The 21,853-nt window shown below is 63.5% G+C and carries 22 protein-coding genes; 15 read left to right on the top strand and 7 right to left on the bottom strand.

Annotated elements, in window-relative coordinates:
- The first annotated feature begins 127 nt into the window (after positions 1 to 127).
- From VM94_RS03090 to VM94_RS03105, 4 genes are all read left to right on the top strand, one after another.
- Positions 128 to 1,537, top strand: a complete 1,410-nt coding sequence (locus VM94_RS03090; RefSeq protein WP_046682140.1) for an HdeD family acid-resistance protein — start codon at positions 128 to 130, stop codon at positions 1,535 to 1,537.
- Positions 1,538 to 1,603: 66 nt separating this feature from the next.
- Positions 1,604 to 2,212 (top strand): TetR/AcrR family transcriptional regulator, encoded by a 609-nt coding sequence (locus VM94_RS03095; protein WP_046682141.1) that lies wholly within the window; start codon positions 1,604 to 1,606, stop codon positions 2,210 to 2,212.
- 91 nt (positions 2,213 to 2,303) lie between these two features.
- Positions 2,304 to 3,467, top strand: coding sequence for an iron-containing alcohol dehydrogenase (locus VM94_RS03100; RefSeq protein ID WP_046682142.1), 1,164 nt, complete (start codon positions 2,304 to 2,306; stop codon positions 3,465 to 3,467).
- A 22-nt stretch (positions 3,468 to 3,489) separates the two neighbouring features.
- Complete coding sequence (locus VM94_RS03105; protein ID WP_046682143.1) at positions 3,490 to 4,167, top strand: type 1 glutamine amidotransferase domain-containing protein; 678 nt, start codon at positions 3,490 to 3,492, stop codon at positions 4,165 to 4,167.
- A gap of 30 nt (positions 4,168 to 4,197) precedes the next feature.
- Here VM94_RS03105 and VM94_RS03110 read toward each other — a convergent pair whose 3' ends face one another.
- A complete protein-coding gene (locus VM94_RS03110) occupies positions 4,198 to 4,794 on the bottom strand; it encodes a TetR/AcrR family transcriptional regulator (RefSeq protein ID WP_160309268.1) in 597 nt (198 codons plus the stop codon).
- Between the two features lie 41 nt (positions 4,795 to 4,835).
- Here VM94_RS03110 and VM94_RS03115 point away from each other — a divergent pair, with 41 nt between their 5' ends.
- A complete protein-coding gene (locus VM94_RS03115; RefSeq protein WP_046682145.1) occupies positions 4,836 to 5,363 on the top strand; it encodes a dihydrofolate reductase family protein in 528 nt (175 codons plus the stop codon).
- Here the strand turns inward: VM94_RS03115 and VM94_RS03120 are convergent.
- Positions 5,360 to 6,163, bottom strand: a complete 804-nt coding sequence (locus VM94_RS03120; protein ID WP_046682146.1) for a metallophosphoesterase family protein — start codon at positions 6,161 to 6,163, stop codon at positions 5,360 to 5,362. The genes VM94_RS03115 and VM94_RS03120 overlap by 4 nt on opposite strands.
- A 139-nt stretch (positions 6,164 to 6,302) precedes the next feature.
- Between VM94_RS03120 and bla the strand changes: the two genes are divergently transcribed.
- Both bla and VM94_RS28655 read left to right on the top strand, forming a co-directional pair.
- The gene (gene bla / locus VM94_RS03125; protein WP_046682147.1) at positions 6,303 to 7,247 is read left to right on the top strand and encodes a subclass B3 metallo-beta-lactamase; all 945 of its coding nucleotides are present in this window, start codon (positions 6,303 to 6,305) and stop codon (positions 7,245 to 7,247) included.
- 264 nt (positions 7,248 to 7,511) lie between these two features.
- Positions 7,512 to 7,685: a hypothetical protein gene (locus VM94_RS28655; protein WP_185982099.1), complete on the top strand. Its 174-nt coding sequence runs from the start codon at positions 7,512 to 7,514 to the stop codon at positions 7,683 to 7,685.
- Here the strand turns inward: VM94_RS28655 and VM94_RS03130 are convergent.
- Both VM94_RS03130 and VM94_RS03135 read right to left on the bottom strand, forming a co-directional pair.
- Positions 7,682 to 8,485, bottom strand: a complete 804-nt coding sequence (locus VM94_RS03130; RefSeq protein ID WP_046682148.1) for a metallophosphoesterase family protein — start codon at positions 8,483 to 8,485, stop codon at positions 7,682 to 7,684. The two genes, VM94_RS28655 and VM94_RS03130, sit on opposite strands and share 4 nt — an antisense overlap.
- A 46-nt stretch (positions 8,486 to 8,531) precedes the next feature.
- On the bottom strand, positions 8,532 to 9,437 hold the full coding sequence (locus tag VM94_RS03135) for a LysR family transcriptional regulator (RefSeq protein WP_046682149.1): 906 nt from the start codon (positions 9,435 to 9,437) through the stop codon (positions 8,532 to 8,534).
- A gap of 119 nt (positions 9,438 to 9,556) precedes the next feature.
- Here VM94_RS03135 and VM94_RS03140 point away from each other — a divergent pair, with 119 nt between their 5' ends.
- Entirely contained in the window at positions 9,557 to 10,423 is an 867-nt protein-coding gene (locus tag VM94_RS03140; protein ID WP_046682150.1) for a pirin family protein, read from the top strand.
- 65 nt (positions 10,424 to 10,488) lie between these two features.
- Positions 10,489 to 11,190 (top strand): isochorismatase family protein, encoded by a 702-nt coding sequence (locus tag VM94_RS03145; RefSeq protein ID WP_200899194.1) that lies wholly within the window; start codon positions 10,489 to 10,491, stop codon positions 11,188 to 11,190.
- A 6-nt stretch (positions 11,191 to 11,196) separates the two neighbouring features.
- On the opposite strand, the gene VM94_RS03150 is transcribed toward VM94_RS03145, so the two are convergent.
- On the bottom strand, positions 11,197 to 11,958 hold the full coding sequence (locus tag VM94_RS03150) for a substrate-binding periplasmic protein (RefSeq protein WP_046682244.1): 762 nt from the start codon (positions 11,956 to 11,958) through the stop codon (positions 11,197 to 11,199).
- 136 nt (positions 11,959 to 12,094) lie between these two features.
- Here VM94_RS03150 and pnuC point away from each other — a divergent pair, with 136 nt between their 5' ends.
- Together pnuC and VM94_RS03160 are read left to right on the top strand one after the other, a co-directional pair.
- Positions 12,095 to 12,685 carry a nicotinamide riboside transporter PnuC gene (pnuC, locus tag VM94_RS03155; protein WP_082127528.1) on the top strand — a complete coding sequence of 197 codons (591 nt, stop codon included), beginning with the start codon at positions 12,095 to 12,097 and terminating at the stop codon, positions 12,683 to 12,685.
- A gap of 329 nt (positions 12,686 to 13,014) precedes the next feature.
- Positions 13,015 to 15,582, top strand: coding sequence for a TonB-dependent receptor (locus VM94_RS03160; protein WP_046682151.1), 2,568 nt, complete (start codon positions 13,015 to 13,017; stop codon positions 15,580 to 15,582).
- On the opposite strand, the gene VM94_RS03165 is transcribed toward VM94_RS03160, so the two are convergent.
- Entirely contained in the window at positions 15,579 to 16,379 is an 801-nt protein-coding gene (locus tag VM94_RS03165; protein ID WP_046682152.1) for a response regulator transcription factor, read from the bottom strand. The two genes, VM94_RS03160 and VM94_RS03165, sit on opposite strands and share 4 nt — an antisense overlap.
- A 349-nt stretch (positions 16,380 to 16,728) precedes the next feature.
- Here VM94_RS03165 and VM94_RS03170 point away from each other — a divergent pair, with 349 nt between their 5' ends.
- The 4 genes from VM94_RS03170 to VM94_RS03185 are packed head-to-tail and all read left to right on the top strand — an operon-like array spanning position 16,729 to position 21,402.
- Positions 16,729 to 17,259, top strand: a complete 531-nt coding sequence (locus VM94_RS03170; protein ID WP_046682153.1) for a Csu type fimbrial protein — start codon at positions 16,729 to 16,731, stop codon at positions 17,257 to 17,259.
- A 12-nt stretch (positions 17,260 to 17,271) separates the two neighbouring features.
- Positions 17,272 to 18,000, top strand: coding sequence for a fimbrial biogenesis chaperone (locus VM94_RS03175; RefSeq protein ID WP_235432802.1), 729 nt, complete (start codon positions 17,272 to 17,274; stop codon positions 17,998 to 18,000).
- A gap of 46 nt (positions 18,001 to 18,046) precedes the next feature.
- Positions 18,047 to 20,395, top strand: coding sequence for a fimbria/pilus outer membrane usher protein (locus VM94_RS03180; protein ID WP_052755488.1), 2,349 nt, complete (start codon positions 18,047 to 18,049; stop codon positions 20,393 to 20,395).
- Positions 20,395 to 21,402, top strand: a complete 1,008-nt coding sequence (locus tag VM94_RS03185) for a Csu type fimbrial protein (protein ID WP_046682155.1) — start codon at positions 20,395 to 20,397, stop codon at positions 21,400 to 21,402. The genes VM94_RS03180 and VM94_RS03185 overlap by 1 nt, the downstream gene beginning before the upstream one ends.
- On the opposite strand, the gene VM94_RS03190 is transcribed toward VM94_RS03185, so the two are convergent.
- Positions 21,399 to 21,635: a hypothetical protein gene (locus tag VM94_RS03190; RefSeq protein WP_046682156.1), complete on the bottom strand. Its 237-nt coding sequence runs from the start codon at positions 21,633 to 21,635 to the stop codon at positions 21,399 to 21,401. The two genes, VM94_RS03185 and VM94_RS03190, sit on opposite strands and share 4 nt — an antisense overlap.
- Positions 21,636 to 21,853: the final 218 nt, after the last annotated feature.

Genomic DNA, 21,853 nt, shown 5'->3' on the forward strand with positions numbered 1-21,853 from the left:
TGATTGCGACAATTGTCATTCTCAAATGATGTGAGAGTCCGTGGCCATACGCTTTCACAGCCATGACGGCCAGTGAATACGTATTGTTCGAGTACTGCTGCTGAAGTTAAAAACAGGAGGAGCATTCATGATTCGATTGGTGTTGCTGTTATTGGGCGTTGAATATCTGCGCAAGCGCTGGCGCAGTATCCTGTTGATCGGATTGATATGGCTGCTCGCAGGCCTGGTCATATTTATCGACGCACTCGATAACGCGCTGTACTTCCCGATCAATTTCTTTGCTTACCTGTTCTTGGCCGAAGGCCTGGCAACGCTGGCTGTGGCATGGACCGGCGTCGGCGGCCAGCGGATATTGCGATACGTGAAAGGTTGCGCCGTCGTGCTGGCGGCGATGCTGATCTTCGCCGGTCACCACCATGGCAATTTCCTGTTATCGATGATTTTTGGGACGCTGTTTCTCGCCGACGGGCTGATACAGTGTATTTCCGCTTACATGGTCCGCTATCGCCGCTGGCGCGTGGCCTTCTCGTGGGGCGTGGCCGAAATTGCGCTGGCAATCTTCTTTTACCAGCCCTACCCGACGCACTATGTCGGCACACTGCCGTATTGCCTGGGCTTGTTCCTGATGTTTGGCGGCGCCAACTTGATCGCCCTGGCCGCCCGTGTTCGCCGCATGAGCGATAACCCGGCGCTGTCGGAATCGGTGCAGCCTGACGTTCAGCCGGATGAGCAGCTTGCTTCCGCATTCACGCAAGTGGAGTGGGAGGGGCCTCCAGCGGACCATGAACAGGCGCTGACGGTGCATGTCTGGACGCCTTCCGGTTCAGCCAAGTCGCCCACCCAGAATTATCCGATCGTCGACCGCTATATCGCCGCGGTCGATGTCAACGGCGTGATCTCCACCGGGCATGCGGCATTGGAGTCGCCGGAGGGTATTTATATCAGCCTGTATCCGAGTGTGGAGATCGACCGTTCGCCCGACGATTTCGGACGCCTGCTGCGCGCCACCCGCGAGAATGACGTACCGGGCGTATTCCAGCCCGATTACGCGACAGAGTCGAAGGCATGGTGCCCGTCCACCGTTCAGGTCCGTATCCGGAATTACGACCCGCGCCAGCTGCAGTCGTTCTGGCGGCATTATCGCAAGGACGCGACTTACAATCTCACGCATCGTAATTGTTCCAGTACGGTTGCCCGGGCCCTGGAAGCGGCTATCGACGGCGCCGTTGGCCGCCTGTATGGCGATCGCGCAGGCTGGAAAGTGTTTTTCCGCATCCTGGCGACGCCGGAACTGTGGGTCGCCGCCCAGATCCGCAAGCGTGCCGTGACGATGGCGTGGACGCCCGGGCTGACGCTCGATTATTCCCGAGCGCTCAGCATGCTGGCCGACCCGCGTCCGTTTGCCTGGTGGAAATTGGCAAGGACCGCCTTCAGCCGGATGGCGCAATTGCGCCGCGAATGGCGCGCCCAAGATCATGGCGCCCTTGATCTTCGCGAGCAGCCTGATGAAGACGCCATGCGTGACAAGCGCGCTTAGGTCGCAGTCGTTGCATTGAAATAGAAGGACCTAGACGACTGGTCTAATTGTGCTACAATGCGTCGCATGAAAGCTGAATACACCGACGTGCGCCAGCACATTATCGACCAGGGCAAGGCCATCATCACGCGCAAGGGTTTTGCCGGGGTGGGGCTGAACGAGATCCTGTCGGCTGCGGATGTGCCCAAGGGGTCGTTCTACCATTACTTCAAGTCCAAGGAATTGTTTGGCGAAGCGATGCTGGAAGATTACGTCACCGGCTACCTGGCTGAAATGGAGCTCGTGCTGAGCCAGCCCGGCCAGAACGCGGCGCAGTCGCTGATGGCGTATTGGGCCAGCTGGACCAGCGCAAGCCTTGATGGCAGCGGTTGCGACTGCCGCTGCCTGGTGGTCAAGCTCAGCAGCGAGGTGGCGGACATGTCGGAACCGATGCGCGTGGCGCTGCTCGATGGCACGCATCGCATCATCGCCAGGCTGGCCCTGGCCATCGCGCGGGGCAGGGTGGACGATACCTTGCCATCGGTGGCCGATCCGGCGCAGATGGCCGCCACCTTGTACCAGCTGTGGCTGGGTGCGGCCATGCTGACCAAGCTGCGGCGCGACGCCAGCGCCTTGCAAACGGCGTGGCGTGCGACCCTGGCCATGTTGCAGCTGCCGCCGGACAGCGACCGATAAACGGTAAACAAGGCAAACAAGCGGACGCACCATGTCCGCGTTTTTTGAACTGCATTCTAGACGACCAGTCTAATAATAAAGGAGCAGCAGCATGAAGAATTTTGAATTTCATAACCCGACCAAGATCGTGTTCGGCGCCGACACCGTCGCCAAATTGTCCACCCTGGTGCCGCACGACGCGCGCGTGCTGATCTTGTACGGCGGCGCCAGTGCCGAAAAGACGGGCACCCTGGCCGAAGTGCGAGCTGCTCTTGCGCTGGGCCAGCGCAGCGTGCAGGAGTTTGGCGGCATTGAACCCAATCCCAGCTATGAAACCCTGATGCGCGCCGTCGCCCAGGTACGCAGCGATAAGGTGGATTTCCTGCTGGCAGTCGGCGGCGGCTCGGTGATCGACGGCACCAAGTTCGTCGCCGCCGCCGCTCTGTACGACGGCGAGCCATGGGAAATCGCCGAGCGCGGCGGCGCCAATGTGCAGCGCGCCTTGCCGTTTGGCACGGTGCTCACCTTGCCTGCCACGGGGTCGGAAATGAACAGCGGCGGCGTGGTGACGAAAAAAGCCACGCATGACAAGCTGAGTTTCCGCAGCCCGCTGCTGTACCCGCAGTTTTCCGTGCTCGACCCGAGCAAAACGTTTACCTTGCCGGCCACGCAGGTGGCCAATGGCCTGGTCGACGCCTTTGTCCACACGACGGAACAGTATCTGACCTATCCGGTACAGGCGAAGGTGCAGGACCGCTTTGCCGAAGGCTTGCTGCAAACCCTGGTCGAGATCGCGCCGCAGGCCGTGGCCTTGCCCGACGATTACGCCACCCGCGCCAATCTGATGTGGACGGCCACCCTGGCCCTGAATGGCTTGATCGGCGCCGGTGTGCCGCAGGACTGGGCCACCCACATGATCGGCCACGAACTGACGGCCCTGTACGACATCGACCATGCACGCACCTTGGCGCTGGTGCTGCCGGCGCTGCTGGACGTACAGCGCGAGCAGAAACGCGGCAAATTGCTACAGTATGGCGAACGTGTCTGGAACATCACCAGCGGCAGCGACGACGAGCGCATCGATACCGCCATCGCCCGCACGCGCGCCTTCTTTGAAGGCCTGGGCATCCCGACCCGTTTGTCGGCCTATCAGCTGGGGCAGGAAGCGGTGGACGCGGTACTGAAACAATTGGAAGCACATGGCATGACCTCCCTCGGCGAACACCGCGATATCGACCTCGCGCGCAGCCGCCGTATCCTCGAAGCAGCACTGTAACCCTGACATAAAAGGAAACAACATGAACATTCTGATGGTACTGACCTCGCACGATCAACTCGGTAACACCGGCAAGAAAACCGGCTTCTGGCTGGAAGAATTCGCCGCGCCCTACTATGCCTTGCAGGAAGCGGGCGCCAAGCTGACCGTGGTCTCGCCCAATGGCGGCCAGCCGCCGCTGGACCCGAAAAGCGACGAGCCGGATTCGCAAACGGATGCTACCCGCCGCTTCAAGCAGGACGCCGCTGCGCAAGCCGTGCTGGCCAACACGGGCAAGCTGGCCGACGTGAAGGCGGGGGACTTCGACGCCGTGTTCTACCCGGGCGGCCATGGCCCGCTGTGGGACCTGGCCGAAGACCCGCACTCGATCGCACTGATCGAGCAGATGATCGCCGCCGGCAAGCCCGTCGCCGCTGTCTGCCACGCGCCCGGCGTGCTGCGCCACGTGAAAGCGCTTGATGGCACGCCGCTGGTGCGCGGCAAGCAGGTGACGGGCTTTACGAATACCGAGGAAGATGCCGTCGGCTTGACGGCCATCGTGCCTTTCCTCGTCGAGGACATGCTCAAGGAAAATGGCGGCGTGTACTCGAAGCTGGGCGACTGGCAGCCGTACGCTGTTACCGATGGCTTGCTGGTCACGGGCCAGAATCCCGCATCGTCGGAAGCGGCCGCGCAGGCGCTGCTCAAGCTGCTGGCCTGATGCCAGGCTAGTGCGTCCGGCCGCTCGTCGTCACACAGCAGTGTGTCCAGCGGCCATGCCCGCCAGGATCAGGCTGACCGAGGCGTGCCAGGCTGTCTCGCTGGCCGGCCGGCCCGCCAGCGCATAGCCGTGCAGGAAATCGACGAGCGCATCGCGCCCCCGCAGCCGGGTTTTCTTGTCCAGGCCGAGGCCTTCGATGGCCTGCTCAAACAGCGCCGTGAAGCGCTCGGCCACGTCGGCTTGCTCTACCAGTCCGCGCGCCATCAGGCGCACGAAATACGGCGTGGCGCTGACCAGTTCCAGGTACAGCGCGCACAGCGCGAGCAGGCGCCGCTGCGGCCCCTGGCGTTGCGTAAATGGCGGCTGGCACGGATCGAGCGCGGCAAAACGCTGCACCATCAACGCCAGCAATAACTCCTCTTTTCCCGCATAGTAGTGATACAAGGCCATGGCATCGACGCCCAGGCTCTGCGCCAGCGCGCGCATGGAAAATGCTTCGCCTTTTTCTTCCAGCAGGGTTAATGCCGTCTGCAGGATGCTGGCGCTGTCCAGCGCGGGCAGAGCGCGGCGCGGACGCCCGGCACGGCGCACGGGAGATTCCATGGCTTGAAGTTTTGGGGTTTTCATGGGCATAATTCTACACCGTAGAATTAAATCAAGGAGCACCCATGCAAAAAACTTTCGTCAGCGTATTTCTCGGCATCAGCCTCGACGGCTGCATCGCGGGAGAAAACGGCGACCTGTCCTGGCTGGCGGAATTGGCGCCCGACTCGCCCGACGCCACCGGCTACACGGCGTTGTTGGAGCAAGTCGATACCTTGCTGATCGGCCGCACCACGTATGACGCCGTGCTGGGTTTTGAACCATGGCCGTATGCGGGCAAGCGCGTGGTGGTACTCAGCCACCGCGACTTCGCGCCGCGCCATGGCGAGCAGCGCCGCGCAGGCAGCGTGGGGGAAGTACTGGAAGCGCTGGCAGATGAGGGGTGCCGCCACGTGTATCTCGATGGCGGCGCCGTCATCCGCACGGGTTTGCGCGAGGGCGTCATCGACAGCCTGACCTTGTCCGTGCTGCCCGTGGTACTGGGCAAGGGCGTGCGCCTGTTCGAGGATGGCTTGCCGCGCAGCGACTGGCGCCTGGACGACACGCGCCAGCTGCCCAGCGGCGTGGTGCAGCTGCGCTATCGAAAAAATTAAACCGTGCCGGCGAGGTCGACGATGAAGCCGGAATCGTAGCGTTCATTCTCCGGCATGCCATCGGGCTGCTTGTAGCCGCACGGGTTGCACACGACGCGGCAATCCTGGACGCGGTAATCGAGCGAGGCATGCATGTGGCCATGCACCCACAGGTCGGCCTGCGCCACCAGTGCATCGAGCTGCGAGGCGAAGGCGGGCGAGCCCAGGTTCGTTGCGTATTGCTCTTCCACCGACAGCATCGAGGGCGCCATGTGCGTGATGACGACGGTCTTGCCATCGAAGGGTTGCGCCAGCTGCCGTTCCAGCCAGGCGCGGTGCTGCGCGTGCAGCTGCGCCGTGTCGGCCGCGCACAAGAGGCGCGGCGTGTCGCCGCCCGTGCTGATGCGCTTGTAGTCGGGCATGTAGCTTTGCGCCGCGCTCAAGGCTTCTTCCCGGCGCTCCGCGCCGAACAGCAAAAAATCCGTCCACAGCGTGACGCCGAGAAAACGCACGCCGTTCAGTACCATGGCGTCGCCATCGAGCAGGCGGATGTTGGCGCCGTGCGCATTCGCGCTGGCGCAAGCGTCGTGCACGGCGTCCTGCATGTGTTCCAGCTGGTGGCCATAGCCCTCATGGTTGCCGTGCACGTACAGCACGGGCAGGGTGCCGAAGGTGCGCGCGGCCCAAGCGATGGCGTTGCAGCCCGTGTCGATGTCGCCGGCCAGGATCACCACGTCGGGGCGGCTGGCGGCAAGGTCGATGGCGGGTGTGTTTTCACCCCAGACTTCCAGGTGCAGGTCGGACAGAATCAGCAAACGCATGGCAGTGGGCGCGGCAAGGCGCACGGCAGGTCTATGGACCTCTATCGTAGCGCAAGTTGCCGCGTCCGGCTGCTTGACCGCATGAGGGGACGACGTTACCCTGTGGCATCGATTACCGCACACTCATTACTGGAGCCGCATGCCGCCTTTCTTCCTTTCCAAGACTTTGCTCAGTATCGCGCTGGCCTCCTCGGCGCTGCCGTTTGCCGCGCATGCCGCCGCGCCCGCCGTCGATCCCCTGACGCAGCCGATCGCCTCGCCGTATGCGGCGCAGTGGAACCGCCCGCAGCAACCGGCGCGCATCCACGGCGACACGTATTACGTGGGCGTGGGCGGCTTGAGCGTGGTGCTGATCCACACGCGCGAAGGCTTGATCCTGATCGACGGCGCGCTGCCGCAATCGGTGGCCGCCATCAAGGAACATATCCTCGAGCTGGGTTTTCGCCTGGAAGACATCAAGTTCATCCTGAATACGGAAGCGCATTTCGACCATTCGGGCGGCATCGCCGCCCTGGCCCGCGACAGCGGCGCGCAAGTGGTCGCCAGCCCGCTCGGCGCACAGGCGCTGCGCGCTGGCAGGGTGCTCGATACGGACCCGCAAGCGGGTGCAATCGATCCCATGCCGGCCGTGCAAGATGTGCGCGAGATCGCCGATGGCGAGACCCTGGAACTGGGCGGCGTGACGGTGACGGCGCGCTATACGCCGGGCCACACGCCTGGCAGCACCAGCTGGACCTGGGTGTCGTGCGAGGACGCGGCAGGGCAGGAATGCCTGAACGTGGTGTTCGGTGCGAGTCTCACGCCGGTGGGCGCGGGCCATTTTCACTTCAGCGGTGATGCGGCGCATGGCGACATGACGCCGGCCTTCCGTCGCACCATGCAGGATTTCGCCAGGCTGCCCTGCGATATCCTCATTTCGGCCCACCCCGACCATTCCGGCGCCGACGAAAAACTCAGGCGCTTGCTGGAAGGTGTCACGCCGAATCCCTTCATCGATGCCCAGGCGTGCAGCCAGTACGCTGTCAAAAATGAAGCGAAGCTCGATGCCCGTATCGCGAAAGAAAAAGCGGCTGCGACAGAATAACAACGTTGGTGCAGTCGCCACGAAAAGCGGTTGACGCACCGCAGCATGCGGCGCAGAATCAGCGTCCGCAGCGCAGATTAACCCAACAAAAGAAAGGATACCCATGTTTGAGCAGGCTGGCAGCAAGTTGTACCTCCACTAGCCCCGCGCATGACGCTCGGGGCCATCGGCATGTTGCCGATCCCGAGCCGGTGTCTTTCAAACCCCGGTGAGGAAACTTGCCGGGTTTTTTTGTTTTGGACGAGCGGGTTGAAAGGAAACACCATGAAAATTAAATTGAAAGCCACGCCCAAGCCGCGCAATCCGCTGGTGGCGGTAGCGAAACTGCGCGGCGGCGCCGGCGCGCACCAGTCGGAGACGTCGCCGCGCGTGGCGCGCCGGGCCGGCAAGCACCGCCTGCAGCAATGGCTGGCGGGCCGTCTCAAAGCTGACGATTAGCCGGCCGTTAGGTCAATGATGAAGTTCGGATCAAAATCGGGATTTTGCGGCGCGCCGCTGCGCGTCTTGTAGCCGCACGGGTTCGATACGACGCGGCACGCGCCGATCCGGTAGTCGCGCGAGACGTGCAGGTGGCCATGCACCCACAGGTCCGCTTGCGCGGCCAGGTCGTCCAGGCGCGAGGCATAGGCGGGCGAACATCCTTCGCTGCCATAGGCATCGTCGACCGAGAGCAGCGACGGCGCCATGTGGCTGATGACCACCGTGCGTCCGTCGAAGGGCTGCGCCAGTTCGCGCGCCAGCCACGCTTTTTGCTGCGCGTGGAACATGGCCGTGTCGGCCGCGCGCAGCTTGCGAAAGCCCATGCCGGCCAGGCGGATGCGCTTGTAGTCGTTCATGACGGCTTCCGCGTCGCGCATGGCCGCTTGCCGGGTGTCGTCGCCCAGCAGGCGGAAATCCGTCCACAGGGTGGCGCCCAGGAAGCGCACCTTGTTGCCTGCCTGGTCGGCGATGACGTGGCTATCGGCGTCGAGAAAATGCACGTTGGGCGTGGCGGCGCAGGCTGCGCGCAGCTCCTGGCGCACCTTGTCCAGATGGTGGCCATAGCCTTCGTGGTTGCCATGCACGTACAGCACGGGCAGGCCCGCGAATGCACTGGCGGCCCAGGTGACGGCGCGGGTACCCGTGTCGATGTCGCCGGCCAGGATGACGGCGTCGGGGCAGCTGAGCGCGAGGTCGCCCTGCGGCGCGTCGTTGCGCCATAACTCATGGTGCAGGTCCGACAGTATCAATAAACGCATGCTGTTTTCACGCCTGTTGAAAGAGCACCATCGTACCTGAAAACCTTCACTCTTCCGGCAGCGCGGCGAAGCTGTGCGCCAGGTAGTCGATCAGCGCGCGCACGGCCGGCAGCAGGCCGCGCCGCGACGGGAAGACGGCGTGGATGATTTCGCGTTGCGGCCGCCATTGCTCCATTAGCGGCAGCAGGCTGCCGTTGGCCACCTGCTCGGTGATCATCATGGTCGGCAGCTGGACCACGCCCACGCCGGCCACGGCCGCGTCGCGCAGGGTCAGCATGTCGCCCGTGACGAAGCGCGGTAAGTGGCGCAGCTGGGCGCGCGCGCCATCGGGGCCATATAAATCCCACTGATAGTGCTGTTGCGGCATGCCCAGGGCCAGGCTGGGCCAGTCGGCCAGGTCGGCCGGCGCCTTCGGCAGCGGTGCGCCGGCGAACAGCAGGGGGCTGCCCACCATGCACTGGCCACGTTCGGCCAGCACGCGCAGCACCAGGTCGCTGTCGGGCAGCGGCGGCGGACGCACGCGGATGGCCACGTCGATGCCTTCGGCCACCAGGTCGACGCGGCGGTTACTCGCTTCCAGCAGCAGGGTCACTTGCGGATGCGCGCGCATGAAACCGGCCAGCATGGGAGAGACCAGCGATTGCAGCAGGGCGATGGGGCAGGACAGGCGCACCGTGCCGCGCGGCGCGGCCCGCGTCAGTTCGATCGCCTCCTGCGCCGCCTCCGCTTCCACCAGCATCGCCTTGCAATGCTCGTAAAACGTCTGCCCCACATCGGTGACGGAAAAATGCCGCGTCGTGCGTTGCAGCAGGCGCGCACCCAAGCGCTCTTCCAGCAGCGCGATGCGCCGGCTCAGTTTGGATTTCGGCATGCCCAGCGCGCGCCCGGCCGGCGCGAAGCCGCCGTGATCGACCACCTGCACAAAGTAATACAAGTCATTCAGGTCCTGCATGCCGCCTCCTGGATCGTTCTATTTTTGGAACGCTGATGACCTATTTTACCGTCTACCCGCTTCATCGTTGCAAGCGTATTCTGTCTCCATCGTAATGCAAACCCCAACAGGAGATCGAGATGAACAAAGTCACAGGTATCTACAGCGCACCGCGCCAGCACTGGGTCGGCGACGGTTTTCCCGTGCGCTCGATGTTTTCGTACAGCGGCCATGGCAAGCAGCTGAGCCCCTTCCTGCTGCTCGACTATGCCGGTCCCGCCGAATTTGCGCCCGGCACCCGTCCGCCCGGCGTCGGCTCGCACCCGCACCGCGGTTTTGAAACGGTGACCATCGTCTACAAGGGCGAAGTGGCGCACCGCGATTCGACGGGCCAGGGCGGCGTGATCGGCCCCGGCGACGTGCAATGGATGACGGCCGGCGCCGGCATCCTGCATGAAGAGTTTCACTCGCCTGCCTTCACGCAGTCGGGCGGCACCCTGGAAATGGTGCAGCTGTGGGTGAACCTGCCGGCGAAAAACAAGATGACGGCGCCCGGCTACCAGGCCATCACCAGCGACACGATTCCCACGCTGGCGCTGCCCGATGCTGCAGGTTCCGTGCGCGTGATCGCCGGCGACTTCGACGGCCAGCATGGCCCCGCCCGCACGTTCTCGCCGATGCAGGTGTGGGATGTGCGCCTGGCCCAGGGCAAGCTGACGGAGCTGCCCTTGAACAAAGGCTGGAGCACGGCGCTGATCGTCCTGCATGGCACGGTGCTGGTCAATGGCGAGAGCGTGGTGCGCGAAGCGCAGATGGCGCTGTTCGAGCGTGATGGCGACAGCATCACCGTCGAAGCGAACAACGACGCCGTGGTGCTGCTGCTCAGTGGCGAGCCGATCGACGAGCCCATCGTCGGCCATGGTCCCTTCGTCATGAACACCGAAGCGGAAATCGCGCAGGCGTTCGAGGATTTCAACAGCGGCCGCTTCGCCCGCATCGCAAAGTAATTTGTGCAGTGAATTTGTGTAGTACCCGTGCCGCATCCCGCGGCACGGTTTTTCAGGAGACCACCATGAGCACCCCCGCCAACTTCCAAGGTTTGCCACCGATGATCGATCCCGACGACGCCGTCATGCTGCTGATCGACCACCAGAGCGGCTTGTTCCAGCTGGTGCGCGACATCGAGCAGCACGTGCTGCGCGGCCACGTCACGGCGCTGGCCAAGCTGTCCCGCCTGGCGAACATGCCGACCTTCACCACCGCGTCCGTGCCTGACGGCCCGAACGGCCCCTTGATCCCGGAAATCCACCATTTCAACCCGGAAGCCGTCTACATCCCGCGCACGGGCCAGATCAACGCCTGGGACAATCCGGCCTGGGTCGATGCCATCGAAAAGACGGGCCGCAAGACCCTGCTGATCGCCGGCACGCTCACCAGCGTGTGCATGGCTTTCCCCACCATCAGCGCGCTGGCGGCCGGCTACAAGGTGTTTGCCATCATCGACGCCTCGGGCAACTGGTCGAAGATGGCCACCGACATCACCATGGCGCGCGTGACGCAGGCGGGCGCCGTGCCGATCGACACGTATGCCGTGCTGGCTGAAGTGATGAGCACCTGGAACCGCGCCGATGCGATGGAATTCGCCGCCATCATGACGGACCATATCGTGCCGCCGTATCGCGCCCTGATCGAAAGCTACGACAAGGCGCAGGGCGTGCAAAAGAATGGCCGTGAAACCAAGCTGGAAATCCTGGAAGCGGCTGCCAAGGGCTGATTGCCGCTACGGCGCTGCGTAGCTGTTGCGTATCGCCGCCAGCACGCCGCGCTGTTCCAGGCGCGTGATGGCGGCGTTCAGGCGCGCCAGGTCGGCGGCGCTGGTCGTGCGCGCATTGAGCATCAGGTGCACGGGTGCGCGCAAGGCCAGGAAGGGCAGGGTGCTCAAGGCAACACCCTGCTGGCGCGCTTCGTGGCGCACGGCCAGCACGTCGCCCAGCAGCAGGTCGGCGCGGCCCGCGTCGAGCATGAGGATGCCTTGCCGGAAGCTGCCGAAGGTATTCAGGCGGCCATTCTTTTCCAGCGCCGGACGGGCCGCCGCATAGTCTGCCCCATACCAGCCCACCTTGGGCGCCAGCAGGGTGGACTTGCCGCGCGCGAGTTGCGCGAAGCTGCCGGCGTGGTGCGGCACGGCGGGCGCGCCGGCCTTGCCGAAGACACCGACGGTTTCATCGCGGTAGCTGACGCTGAAACGCGCATACGCGTGGCGTTCCAACGTGTCGGACGCGGCAGGCATCAGATCCAGTCCCCCTTTCTGGAACAGCAGCTGGCGCCGCGCCGTCGGCAATTCCGGCAAGGTGACCAAGGTGCAGTGCGCTTCCTTGAAGATGGCGCGCAGCAGTTCCAGGTCCAGCCCCGTATAACCGCCCTGGGCGTCGCGGTAGACGTACGGCGGCCACTGCTCGAGCGCCATCGTCATGCGGCACGCCAGGGCGGGCAGGACGCTGCCGAGTAGTGTTGCCGCAAGCAGCACGTGGCGCAAGCGCATGGACATCTCCGCAGTGGTTCAGGGGGTAGTGCTTCCCAATTTGCCAGAATGGCCACGGAAGTCAAGCAGTGCTTGGCGGGTTGCGGATATCAAATGGGCTATAGTGGCGGCGTGCCTTCATTCCAAGGAAATCCGCTTGACTCCCCCGCTCGAAATCGCCGCCAATGTCTTGATGACTGCCTCCATCGTCCTGGCCGGACGCAACAACATTCATTCCTGGTGGATCGGCATCGTCGGCTGCGTGCTGTTTGCCGTGCTGTTTTTCCAGGTCAACCTGTATGCCGACGTGATGCTGCAGCTGTTTTTCATCGTCACCTGCGTCATCGGCTGGCTGCAATGGCGGCGCGGCGCCGGCGGCAAGCCCTTGCCGATCACGCGCACGGGCTGGCGCAGCCTGGCCTGGGTGGTACCGGCCGGCATCGCCTCCGTGGTGATCTACGGCATGCTGCTGCACCGCTTCACGAATGCCTACGCACCGTTCATCGATTCGGCGGTGTTGGTATTTAGCATCATCGCGCAATTCCTGCTGATGAGCCGGCGCATCGAGACGTGGGCCTTCTGGCTGCTGGTCAACACGGTGGCCGTGCCGCTCTACTACAGCCGCGGCCTGCACCTGACGGCCGTGCTGTATGCGGCCTACTGGGTCAACGCCGTCATTTCCTGGTACTGGTGGAACGTGCAGGCACGCCGCGCGGCGGCCATGCCGCAGGCGCTGGCCGACACCTGATATTGCCAAAAACCAAGTCCTTAGATCCAAATCGTATATACATTCAATTTTTAATTCGTTCACCCCATAAAGACACCGGGATATAGTGACCTTTCCCCGCTTACCGGTGTCTTTTATGTTGCGCTTTACCCTTTCTGCCTGTTTTTACGCCGCCCGGCACCAGCTGACCATGCAATGCATGGCGCAGTGGATGCCGATGCGTGCCCGTCCACGCATCCCGTAATTCCTTCATCCCCCGTCGTCGTTTTGCCCGCAGGCCCATCCGGTCCGCGTGCCCCTGCTCGGCCTTTTTTATCTGAAAAAGGCTGCAATCCCAATAAGAGGAAACCATGTTCAAACCACTCGCCATCAGTCTTGCCATCGCCGCCGCCTTTCCCGCCGTCTCCAGCATCGCCCACGCCGAGGACGACATGCTGCGCGTCAACGTCACCGGATCGAATATCCGCGTCAGCGAAAAGGAGGGCGCCAGCGCCGTGCAGGTCATCACGGCCAAGGAATTGAAAGCCAGCGGCAAGACCAGCGTGTCGGATGTGCTGCGCGCCATTTCCGCCAACAGCGGCAACAGCTATAACGAACAATATACGGGCAGTTTCTCGGCCGGCACGTCGGGCCTGTCGCTGCGCGGCATCGGCCAGAAAAATACCCTGATCCTGGTGAACGGCAAGCGCGTGGCCAGCTATGCGACGGCGCAAAATCTGCAGGAAACCTTTGTCGACCTGAACAGCCTGCCGATGGCGGCCGTGCAGCGCATCGAGGTGCTCAAGGATGGCGCTTCGTCCATCTACGGTTCCGACGCCGTGGCCGGCGTCGTCAACATCATCCTGTACAAGGAATTCACGGGCACGGACATCACGGCGCAGTGGGGCGGCTCGACCGAAGGCACGGGCCAGCATGAAAAGAGCGCGGCGCTGCAGACGGGTTTCGGCAAGCTCGAGGAAGACGGCTACAGTCTGGTCTTCTCGATCGACGCGCAGCAGCGCGACAAGCTGCAGCAAAGCGACGTGGCGTGGATGCGCGACGCGGATTTCCGCAAGCAGCAGCGTGGCGCGCTGGGCTGGGTCGCCACCAATTATGCGGGCAGCGACCCCACGCGAACCCTGGGCGGCGTGCGCAGCCCGCTGGAACTGGTCAATTATGGCGACATCTCGCCCGGCAAGACGGGGCAGGTGCTGGCGTATAACCCGTCGCCATATAAAACCCTGATACCCGGCATCCAGCGCGTGCACACGGCCGCGCGCGCCACCTTCAAACTGAATGCGGACACGGAAGCGTACGTCGATTTGCTGCACAGCTATTCGCGCGCCGACCAGACCTTCAGCGCGCCGCTCACCGTCAACAATGCCACGCGCGTGTGGAACAACGCCACGCAGGCGCTCGACACGATACCCGTCGTGCTGCCCGTGGGCCACCCGAACAATCCGGGCGCCACGCCCTTGCCGTTCACGGCCACCCTGTTCGACCTGGGGCCGCGCCTGAAGCAGGACAAGGTCACGTTCTACCGCGCGCTGGCGGGCGTGAAAGGCACGCTGGCGGGCTGGGACTGGGATGCGGCCGTGGGGCACTCGAGCAGCAAGCTGGAAGAAACCGTGCAGAACTTCGTCAACCGCTACGAATTCCAGAAGGTGCTGGCTGACGGCAGCTATAACTTCTTCGACCAGTCGCAAAACAGCGAAGCCGTGCGCAACCGCCTGCGCCTGTCGACCTTGCGTCCGGCCGAGTCGACTCTCGACACCGTCGATTTCTCGGCCGCGAAAGACCTGTGGCAATTGCCAGCCGGTCCGTTGGGCTTTGCCGCGGGTGCCCAGTGGCGCCGCGAAAAGATGGATTCGCAAACCTCGACGGCCGTGCTGTCGGGCACGGAGCTGCGCCCGGCCATCAACATCATCAACGGTTCGCGCAGCGTGTCGGCCCTGTTTGCCGAATTCAACGTGCCCGTCGTGAAAGACCTGTCCGTCAACCTGGCGGGCCGCGCCGACCATTACAGCGATTTCGGCAATGCGTTTTCGCCGAAAGCCAGCGCGCGCTACCAGGCGGCGCCGTGGCTGCTGGTGCGCGGCACCGTGTCGCGCGGCTTCCGTGCGCCGTCGCTGCCGGAAATCACGCAAAGCACGGCCGTCAGCTATGTCAGCGTGCTCGATCCGCGCGACCCGATCACGCCCACGCAGACGCGCGGCGTGACGGCCATTACCATCGCCAATACGGCGCTGCGTCCGGAACGGTCGAATAACCTGAACCTGGGCGTGGTGGTGTCGCCGACCAGCAGTTCGAGCATCGGCCTCGATTACTACCGCATCAAGCAAGATGGCGTGATCGGCACGGAAAGCGCCACCACCACCCTCGCCAACGAAGCGTCGGCGCCGCAGAAGATCACGCGCGACGCCGATGGCCGCATCACGACCCTGTATCGCCAGTACCGCAACCAGGGCCAGCGCGAAGTGTCGGGCATCGACCTGGACCTGCGCCAGCGCTTCGTCGACAAGGATTGGGGCAAGCTGACCCTGGCCGGTCAGCTGAGCCGCGTGCTGCGCTTTGCCGAACCGCTGTCGGATGGCGCGCCGCTGACCGATGGCGCCGGCACGAATTATTTCGGTTCGATTCCGAAATGGCGCGGGGTCACGTCGGCCACCTGGGAGCAGGGCAAGTGGTCGTCCACGCTCACCTGGAATTACGTGGGCAGTTATGCGCAGAATACGCACCTGGATGAATCCGTGGCGGCCTTCAGCACCTTCGACGTCACCACCAGCTGGCAGGTCACGCCAAAGGCGAACGTCACCTTCATCGTGCAGAACCTGGCCAACAAGCGCGCGCCGTGGGATTACTCGGCTTCGGGCTTCGACTATACGCAGGCCGATCCGCGCGGGCGCTTCGCGTCGCTCAAGCTGAATTACAAGTTCTAGCCAGTCGCCTGCCGCTGCCCCGTCTGCTCATGCAGGCGCTGGCGGTAGGCGCTGGGCGTGACGCCCATGCGTTCGCGGAAGGCCGTGGCAAAGTTGCCCGCGTTGTGAAAGCCGATCAGCAGGGCGATATCCTGCACGTCGATCTCGGTCTGCTGCAGCAATTCCACGCCGCGGGCGATGCGCGCTTCGCGGATGAAGGCGAAGACCGTCATGCCTGTCTGCTCGCGGAACATCAGGGTCAGCTTTTCGCGGTAGGTGCCCACGCTGCGGGAGATGTCGGACAGGTTGGGCAGGCTGCCCAGGTTGTCGAGAATCAGTTGTTTGACGGCATTGACGAACACGAGGTCCGGATGTTGCTGCCGGTCGCTGACTTGGGGCGCGGCCGGCAAGGTACTGTTGCTTTTACGCATCAAACCCAGGTGGATATGGATGCGTGCGGCCAGTTCTTCCGGCAGGAAGGGCTTGGAAATGTAGTCGACGCCGCCCACCTGCAAGCCCATGACGCGTTCCTTGGCGGCATCGGCGCCGCTGAGAAAGATCACGGGAATCTCTTCCGTCTCGGGATTGGCCTTGAGCAAACGGCACGCCGTGTAGCCATCCATCTCGGGCATGCGCACGTCGAGCAGGATCAGGTCGGGGTGCGTGGCCAATGCCAGCTGGTAGCCCTGGTAGCCATTGAAGGCAATGCTGAAGCGGTAGGGCTGCTCACTGAGCAGCTCCATCAGCATGCGCTGCTCGAACGCGGAATCGTCCACGAGCAGGATATTCTTTTTGACGGTTTCGCTGGTCAATGGCATGGCATGGATGACTTAACCAAATAGCAAGTTGTGGCTTATTATGCCTCGCTTTTTCTTTTTTTTCTGCTTTTCTCGTATTTCAAAAGATGTTTCTCCGCCAGAAGAAGCGCGGATTTCCCAGATCGCCAATAATCCACTCATGCATTGATTTTAAGCAATGTCGATTGCAAAAAAATCTGTTTTGCAAATGCTGCAAACAATGCCGGAGTCCCCGGGTTCCTGACTCTCGGCACAAGTATTTTGTCGTCCTGGTTTGCGTGCCCAAGAAAACGCCGGCAATACCGTGACTATCCTCGACGCCCCTCATATTGGTGGGCTCATTAATGATGTTCCATCATCAGGAGGTATCATGTTGCGAGTTATTTTTCCCCGCCTTATCGTTGCCGCCAGCGTGGCGGTTGCCGCCACGGCGCTCCTGCCGCGTGACGCCGACGCCGCCGTATATCTGAACGGCAACGCCACCACCACCTTTGACGTCACCCTGAAAATCATCGCCAACTGCACCATCGCGGCGGCCAATCTCGACTTTGGCCAAAGTCAGGGTGTACTGGCTACTGCCGTGAACGTCAATACGACCGTGAACGTCACCTGCACCAATACCACGCTGTATAACGTGGGCTTGACGGCCGGCTCGGGCACGGGATCGAGCGGCACCACGCGCTATATGAGCGGCACGGGCGGCAACCTGGGGACGGTGCAATTCAATCTGTACCAGACGGCCGGCAGTACCTTGTGGGGCGATACCCAGGGCACGAATACCGTCGGCGGCACCGGCAACGGCTCATCGCAGCCGATCACGGTGTACGGCAATATTCCGCCGCAGGCGACGCCGGCGCCCGATACCTACAAGTCGACCATCACGGCCACCGTGTACTTTTAAGCCAGGCGCCGCGTGAAGGCCGGTGCTGTTTCCCTGATGAAAAGCGTGCTGGCGCTGCTGGCTTGCTGTGCGGCGGGCGCGCACGGCGCCAATCTGCAGATTTCGCCGGTGACGCTCAATTTGCGCGCCCCACAGAACGCGGCCGGCATCAGCCTGCAAAACCTCGGCGACCAGCCCATCTACGGGCAGGTGCGGGTGTTCGCCTGGGAGCAGCGCGATGGAGAGGAAACCTTGGCGCCGACACAGGAACTGGTGGCCAGTCCGCCCATCGTCGAAATCGCCGCCAACAGCCGGCAGACCATCCGCCTCGTGCGTGCCCAGGCTGGCCCCGTCGCGCAGGAAAAAACGTATCGCGTGCTCATCGATGAAGTCAGCCGCGAGGATGCGGCGGGCCGCAGCGGCGTCGATATCCGCCTGCGCTACTCGGTGCCCGTGTTCGTGCTGCCGGCCGGTGCGCCGGGCAAGGAAATACTCGACTGGCAAGTCTTTCGCGAGCGGGGTGAGTGGATGTTGCGCGTCAAGAACAGCGGCAATTTCCATGCGCAGATCGGTGCGATGACGTTGACGAACCAGGCGGGCAAGGAATTTGTCGTCAGCAAGGGGCTGTTTGGCTATGTCCTGGCGGCACGCATGCGCGTATGGCGCCTGCCCGTCGCCAGCGAGGCTGAACTGGATGGACCGTTGAGTATTGCGGCAAACGTGAATGCAAAGGCGCTCGTTGCCACGAATTCGACACCTTGAACTGGGCCGCCATGGCGGGCGGGCTTGCCGCGAACCGGGTTAAACCATGAGACGCGCACTGGCATCCTTGCTGTTGCTGTTGCTGGCCATGGCACCGGGGGCCAGGGCCGATGGATCTGCCGCCGAGACGGGCGCCGATCCGGGTCCGGCCAGCTTGCCGAGCGATCCGATGGCGCCGAATGAACTGTATCTGGAGGTGACTGTGAATGCTGAATCAACCGGGCTGATCTTGCGCTTTACCCAGGTGGGCAAAGGCTTGCGCAGCAGTGTGGCGAACTTGCAGCAGCTGGGGCTGGACCCGGCGCGCCTGGTCGCACCCGGTCAGACCGAGGTGGCGCTCGATGCGATTCCCGGACTCAGCTATGACTATGATGCGGCGCGCCAGAGCGTGTCGCTGCAGGTGGCGGACGACTTGCGTTCGCCGTACCGCATCAACGCGCGCCTGGCCCCGCAGACGCCGCCGTCGAGCGTCACGCCCGGCGCCGTCCTCAATTACGAAGCCTATGCGGAACTGGGCCGGACGCGGCGCGCCGCCATCTTCAACGACTTGCGCTATTTCAATGACAGCGGCGTGTTCAGCAATACCGGCACCGTGAACCTGGGGTCGGACCAGCGCAAGTACATGCGCTTTGACACCTTCTGGAGCCATGCCGACCCCGAGACCCTGCAAACGTGGCAAGTGGGCGACCTGATTTCGTCTTCGCTCAGCTGGAGCCGCGCCGTGCGCGTGGGCGGCGTACAGTGGCGCAAGAATTTCCAGCTGCGTCCCGACCTGCTGACCTTTCCCGTCGCCTCCGTCGATGGCACGGCGCTCGTGCCCTCGTCGCTGAGCCTGTACGTCAATGGCGTGCAGCAATATGCTGCCAGCGTGCCCAGCGGCCCGTTCGTGCTGAACCAGGTGGCCGGCATCAATGGCGCCGGGCAAGCCACCCTCATCACGCGCGACGCGCTGGGGCGCAGCGTGACGACCGTGCTGCCCCTGTACGTCGATACGCGCATGCTGGCCAGCGGCTTGAGCGATTATTCGTTCGAGGCGGGCGCCGTGCGGCGCGACTATGGCCGCCGCCTGTTCGGCTATGAACGCCAGCTCGTTGCCAGCGCTTCTGTCCGCCACGGCGTCAGCGACAACTTCACCATCGAAGGCCATGCGGAACTTGCTGCCGGCCTGTATCAGGCGGGGGCGGGCGCGCTGGTGCGGCTGGGCCAGGCGGGCGTGCTCAGCGGCTCGCTGTCGGCCAGCGCCGGCCATAGCCGTGGCGTGCAGCTGGGCGCCGGCTACCAGTACATGGGGCCGCGCTTCAGCGTCGACGTGCAAAGCGTGCGCGCCAGCGCCCGGTTTGGCGACCTGGCTTCGCGCGACGGCAGTCCCGTGGTGCGCGCGGCGGACCGCGTCACCGTGAGCTTGCCCTTGCCGGCGGGCAGCAGCATCAGCAGCAGCTATATCAGCTACCGCACGCCCGGCGCGCCGCCATCGAAGCTGGCCACCCTGGGCTATTCGGCCACCCTGTTTCACGGCCTGTTCCTGAACGCCAGCCTGTTCCAGGATTTGCGGCAACGCGAGAAGCGGGGATTTTATGTCGGCCTGAGCATGGCCTTCGACAACAATCTGTCCATCAGCACGAGCGGCAGCCGGCAAAACGGCGAGAGCGGCCGCAGCGTCAGCGCGCAGCGCGCGGCGGACTTTGGCGGCGGCTTTGGCTGGAACTTGCAAGCTGGCACGGTTGGCGGCAATGCCTACCGGCAAGCGCAAGTGGAATACCTGGGCAATGACGGCCGCGTGAGCGCGCGCACGCAAAGCAGCAGCATGGGCAATGCCTCTTCGCTGGGCGCGGCCGGCGCGCTGGTGCTGATGGATGGCCATGTCGAGACGGCGCGTCAGGTGGGCAACGGTTTTGCGCTGGTCTCCACTGGCGGCGTGGGCAATATTCCTGTGCTGCATGAAAACCGCCAGATCGGCGTGACGGGCAGGAGCGGCTATCTGCTGGTGCCGAATTTGAATCCCTATGGCAATAACCAGATCAGCATCGCCACCGATGAACTCGACGTCGACGCGCGCGTGCCCGTGACCAATATGACTGTCGTGCCGCAACACCTTGCCGGCGTGCTGGCGGCCTTTCCCGTCGAACGCTACAGCGCCGCCACCGTCATCGTGCAAGGCGCCGATGGCAAGCCGCTGACCACGGGCTTGCCCGTGCTGCATGTGCAAAGCGGCAAGCAGACGGTCGTGGGATTTGACGGCATCATTTTCGTCGACGACCTGCGCGAACAGAATCAGCTGCAAGTGGGCGAGGGCGACAGCGCGTGCACGGTCGGCTTTGCGTATGTGCGTCCGGCCGCGGGCGGCTTGCCCGTGATCGGCCCGTTGCGCTGCGCTGGCGCCGGGGGAGGACGCTGATGCGCCGCCTGCTGCTATGGCTGACCTTGCTGCTGGGCTGCGCCTGGGGCAGTGGGGCGCAGGCGGCCGATACCTGCACGGTCAGCATGACGAATATCAATTTCGGCTCCGTCAGCCCGATTTCCGGCACCGACTACGTGGCGCAGGCCACGGGCACCTTCAGCTGCCTGTTTTCGTCGCTGAACCTGGGGCAGTTGCTCACGCCCAACGCGCAAGTGTGCATTTCGCTGGGACTGGGCACGAATTCCACGTCGGCCCTGCCGCGCAAGCTGGGCAACGGTAGCAATCGCATGGAATACAACGTGTATGTGGACAATTCGTATGCGACGGCGAAGATCTGGGGCGGCGCCGGCGTGGCGGGCGCGCCATCGACCTTTGGCATGATCCTGTCGGCCGGCTTGCTGGCCCCGCCCGGCACGTATTCCACCACCTTTACCGTGTACGCCAAGATTCCTGCCGGCACGGCGCTGGCCGCCGTGCCCACGGTCGCCAATGCCAATACCATCTATACGTCGAGCTTTGCCGGCGTGGGCACCTACACGTACACGACGTATGGCCTCGTCAACCTGCAGGGTTGCACGGCCACCAGCGGCAGCTTCGGTTTCACGGTGAGTGCCACGGCCGTCAACGATTGCACCATCGCGGCCAGCCCGATGGCGTTCGCCAACGCCTCCATCCTGACGGGCAACTTGCGCAGCACCAGCACCTTGTCGGTGCGCTGCGTGAATAACAACGCCTACCAGATTGCCCTCAATGGCGGCAGCGTGGCGGCCAACGTGGCCAACCGGCAAATGAAAAACCTCTTAACGACGGACAAGGTCAGCTACCTGCTGTCAGCCAGCCTCGATGGTGCGCCATGGGGCGATGGCACGGCGGGCACAAGCATGGTGACAGGCACGGGCACGGGCGCCAGCGTGCCGCTGACGATTTACGGCCGCGTGCCGGCGCAGGTGTCGCCGCGCCCCGGCGACTACAAGGACACGGTGACGGCAACGATTTATTTTTAGAACGTGACGGTAACGAGGCCGGCGCCCGATGGCGTTGCCTGCTGGTGCAGCAGATAGGGCGTGTTGTGCTGGCAGTGCACCTGGGTGCCGCTGCGCTGCGAGACGACGGTGCACGCTTCCTGCACGACGAAGGTGGCCTGCAGCGTTGCGGAAGCGGCGGTACCGGCGGTGGTGGTCTGGCAAAGGGACAGGGCGAGCAGGGCAGGCAGTACGGCAAGCTTCAAAGGGGTCATCGTGAACGCATCGAGTGAAAAACGGGCGTGGGCAGCAGCGCTGGAAGGCGTGGCTGGCACCGTTTTTCGCACCGGGATTGGGGGAGCAGAACCAGCCATGATTGTACTTGAACAAGGAAAGTGTGAGTTTTCGTGTATTTTCAGCCCGCCGCAAGGGCAAGCACCTCACTTTCAAAATGATAGTCACTAAGTTTCCGTGTTGCAACTTAAATACTTTC

The sequence above is a fragment of the Janthinobacterium sp. KBS0711 genome (genome assembly GCF_000988085.1).
In the GTDB taxonomy this organism is placed as follows: domain Bacteria; phylum Pseudomonadota; class Gammaproteobacteria; order Burkholderiales; family Burkholderiaceae_D; genus Janthinobacterium; species Janthinobacterium lividum_E.